Here is a 3,389-nt window from a genome sequence, read left to right as displayed (position 1 = left end):
CCTCCGCGCCGCTGCTCGCGGGCGGCGCCCTGGCCGTCCTGGTGCTCACCGGGGCGGCCGCTCTCGCCCTGCGGCTGCGCCGCCGCTGATACCGGCGCGTACGGCCGCGAGCCAGGGCCTCCGGCCCATACCGGCCATTCGGTACGGACGTCCCGCGCCGCGTTCCCGTGCTCACGGTTCATCACAATGCGGCAGCATCACCTCACTTCACGTGGCCCTTCACTTGACTATCGGTGGTCGCACAGGGTTGGCTCCGGGCCAGCGAGAGTCACCCGGTCGGCCCATGCTTCCCCGCGACGGCCGTCCGCGCTCTCCCCTGTTCTTGCTCGGCCGCACTGCGAGGTCCGCTCTCCTCATGAACACGTCCCTTCCGTCCCGCCGCTTCCCGAGACACCGCCTGGCGGCCCTGGCAGCCGCGGTCGGCCTGCTGGTGACCGGCTGCTCCGCCTTCGGCGCGAGCGACGACCCCGCGGACCCGGACGGGGCGAGCGGGCCCGGCGCGGGAGGAATGAAGGTCACACTGGTCACCCACGGCAGCGAGAACGACGCCTTCTGGGACCGCGTGAAGAAGGGCGCCGAGGCGGCGGCCGCCAAGGACGGCATCGAGCTGACGTACGTGAGCGACCCGGCCCCGGAGGGACAGGCCGAACTGGTCCGCGAGGCGGTCCGCGACGGAGTCGACGGGATCGCCCTGACGCTGGCCAAGCCCCAGGCCATGAAGGGCCCGGTGAACGAGGCACGGGCCGCGGACATCCCCGTCGTCGGGCTCAACTCCGGTATCGACGCCTGGAAACCGGCGGGGCTGCTCGAGTTCTTCGGCCAGGACGAGAGCGTCGCGGGCCGGGCCGTCGGCGAGAAGCTGAACGGGCTGAAGGCCGAGCACGCTCTGTGTGTCGTCCACGAACGGGGCAACGTCGGCCTGGAGGCCCGCTGCGCGGGAGTGAAGAAGACCTTCGACGGGACGACGGAGAACGTCTACGTGGACGGCACCGATCCGGGCGCCGTCTCCGGAATCCTCGCAGCCCGGCTGCGTCAGGACCCGTCCATCGACGAAGTCGTCGCCCTCGGAGCGGACTTCGCGCTCAGCGCGGTCGAGGCGGCCGCCGAGGCGGGCAGCGACGCGGGCATCGCCGCCTTCGACCTGAACGAGGAGCTGGTGGACGCCGTGCAGGGCGGCAACGTGCAGTTCGCCGTGGACCAGCAGCCCTATCTGCAGGGCTATCTCGCCGTGGACGCGCTCTGGCTGTACCGGACCAACGGCAACATCAGCGGCGGCGGGGTCGCGCCGGTGCTGACCGGCCCGGCGTTCGTCACGAAGGCCAACGCGGACTCGGTCGCCGGCTTCGCCGCCGGCGGAACCCGGTGACGGGCCGGGCCGTGCGTCATCTCCCCAACACCCGACCGCTCTAGGACCACGATGTCTCGGACAGGTGCCCGGCGCCGTTTCGGCTCCATTCGTCTCTCGCTGTTCCTCCTGGCACTGGTGCCCAGTGTCACCCTCGCCGGCATGTGGGGTCTGACGACGATCCAGATGTTCTCGGAGGGCCTGGAGCTGCGCACCCAGACGGAACTGAGCCGGTCCACCGGGGCGATGGGCACACACGCCACGCTCGCGCTGCAGCGGGAACGCCGGCTGACCGCCGCGTGGCTGGCCGATCCGGGGAGTTCGCGGTCCGCCCTCGACGCGCAGCGGGACCGGACGGACACGGCCGTCGCGCAGCTGGTCGGGCAGGCGGACGCGATCGCCCGGGCACCGGCGCGCGTCTCGGACCGGCTGTACTCGGTGCTCGGTTCGGTGGGCAGTCTCGAGTACTACCGGGACCAGGTGGACGACCCCACCGACATCACCGCCGAGGACGCCCTCGACCAGTACACCTCGATCATCGACGACCAGATCCACGCCTTCCAGGAGCTCTCCCAGGTCGACGACGGGGACCTGACCTCGCAGGCCCAGCCGCTGATCGCGCTGGAGCACGCGGCGGAGCTGGTCTCCGAGGAGGACGCGTACCTCACCCTGGCCTGGCCCGACGGGCGCCTGGACGCGAAGAGCTGGAGCGAGTTCGCGAAGCTGGTCCACACCCGTCGCTGGCTGGTCCAGGACCAGATCGTGCCGTCCCTGACCGGGAGCACCAAGACCCAGACCGAGGAGATCCTGCAGAGCCCCGAGTGGCGCGCGGTGGAGGCGGTCGAGGACCAGGTGCTCACCACCGCCGCGGAGGGCAAGGACCGCAGCGTCGAACTGCCGGACCTGCGGGAGCGGTGGGACGAGGCCATGGACGGGGTCTCCCCGAAGTACTCCACGATGATCCGGCAGCAGACCGACGCACTGCTCACCCGCAGCGCCGACGAGGCCCGCAGCCTGCTGGTGACGGCCGCCTCCCTGAGCGCCGCCGGACTGCTCGCGCTGCTGCTGTGCGTCGGGCTGTCCTGGCGCATCACCCGCTCACTGTCGCGCAGGCTGCGCGGTCTCAGGGTGGCCACCCTGAGTCTCGCCGAGGAGCGGCTGCCCGATGTGGTGGCCCGGCTGGAACGCGGTGAGAAGGTCGACGCCGAGTCGGCAACGCCCCCTCTGGACTACGGACACGACGAACTGGGGCAGGTCGCCAACGCGTTCAACACCGCGCAGCGCACGGCCGTGCACACCGCGGTCGAACTCGCCGACACCCGGCGTGGGTTCCAGAAGGTCATCCTCGGCATCGCCCGGCAGAGCCAGAACCTGGTCAACCTCCAGCTCAGCAAGCTCGACGCGCTGGAACGCCGGCACACCGACCCCGAGGTCCTCAAGGGTCTGTACGAACTGGACTCCACGGCGAGCCAGTTGCGCCGTTACGAGGAGAACCTGGTCATCGTCAGCGGTGAGCGTCCCGGCCGTTCCTGGAGCGAGCCGGTCGCGCTGATCGACATCGTGCGCAGCGCGGTCGGGGAGGTCGCCGAGTACCAGCGGGTGGAGGTGCTCACCGAGGAGGAGGTGTCGCTGGCGCCGCCGGCGGTGGCCGACGTGATCCATCTGCTCGCCGAGCTGATCGACAACGCGACGGTGTACTCACCGGCGCCCAGCCCCGTCGGGGTGCGGGCGGCGATGGTCGCCAAGGGCCTCGCCGTCGAGATCGAGGACCGGGGCCTCGGTATGTCGGAGGAGGACTACGCCTCCCTGAACACCCAGTTGGCGAAGCCTCCGCAGTTCGACGTGGTGGCGCTCGCCGACGACCTCCGGCTCGGCATGTTCGTGATCTCGCAGCTGGCGCACCGGCACGGCATCGCCGTCACCCTGCGACCGTCACCGTACGGCGGGACGACGGCGATCGTGCTGATCCCGCACGAGATCGTGGTGCGGGACGAACCGGCCGGCACCGGCGGCCGGGACGCGGCGCACACCGGGGACGTGCCGG

Annotated in this window: 3 protein-coding genes; 2 read left to right on the top strand and 1 reads right to left on the bottom strand. The window is 71.2% G+C overall.

Annotation, left to right across the window (positions count from 1 at the left end):
* Positions 1-182, bottom strand: a 182-nt coding sequence (locus B9S61_RS43245) for a hypothetical protein (RefSeq protein ID WP_374936188.1), incomplete at its 3' end; no start/stop codon positions are given.
* A gap of 173 nt (positions 183-355) precedes the next feature.
* Here B9S61_RS43245 and B9S61_RS06100 point away from each other — a divergent pair.
* Together B9S61_RS06100 and B9S61_RS06095 are read left to right on the top strand one after the other, a co-directional pair.
* A complete protein-coding gene (locus B9S61_RS06100) occupies positions 356-1,366 on the top strand; it encodes a substrate-binding domain-containing protein (RefSeq protein WP_103541270.1) in 1,011 nt (336 codons plus the stop codon).
* 51 nt (positions 1,367-1,417) lie between these two features.
* A partial coding sequence (locus B9S61_RS06095; protein WP_103541269.1) for a nitrate- and nitrite sensing domain-containing protein occupies positions 1,418-3,389 on the top strand: 1,972 nt, incomplete at its 3' end.

Origin of the sequence: Streptomyces sp. SM1, from assembly GCF_002910825.1 — a bacterium.
In the GTDB taxonomy this organism is placed as follows: Bacteria; Actinomycetota; Actinomycetes; order Streptomycetales; family Streptomycetaceae; genus Streptomyces; species Streptomyces okerensis.
This window is presented reverse-complemented; position numbering and strand designations above follow the sequence as displayed.

What these genes read in the sequence shown, in the direction of transcription:
- B9S61_RS06100 (WP_103541270.1), top strand. Translation starts at nt 356, where the DNA reads ATGAACACGTCCCTTCCGTCCCGCCGCTTCCCGAGACACCGCCTGGCG.